General features: G+C 36.8%; 1 pseudogene. It reads left to right on the top strand.

The window, feature by feature from the left end:
- Positions 1-228, top strand: a pseudogene (locus NG901_RS16900) (2,3-bisphosphoglycerate-independent phosphoglycerate mutase); the annotation flags it as partial.

The following is a 228-nucleotide window of genomic DNA, read 5'->3' as shown; positions in this document are numbered from 1 at the left end:
AAGCAATCGTAAGCGCTGAAGGTGAAAAATTTGAAGATCCAATCGAACTTGTCAAAGCTTCTTATGCTAATGACAAAAATGATGAATTCGTTGTTCCAGCTATCATTACTAAAGATGGCAAACCTGTTGCAACAGTTAAAGACAACGATGCAGTTATTTTCTTCAATTTCCGTCCTGACCGTGCGATTCAACTTTCTAATGCATTCACTGATAAAGAATGGGATCATT

The sequence above is a fragment of the Clostridium sp. CMCC3677 genome, from assembly GCF_023845585.1.
In the GTDB taxonomy this organism is placed as follows: Bacteria; Bacillota; Clostridia; order Clostridiales; family Clostridiaceae; genus Clostridium; species Clostridium aquiflavi.
The sequence above is the reverse complement of the archived record's forward strand: the minus strand, read 5'-3'. Positions and strand labels throughout refer to the sequence as shown.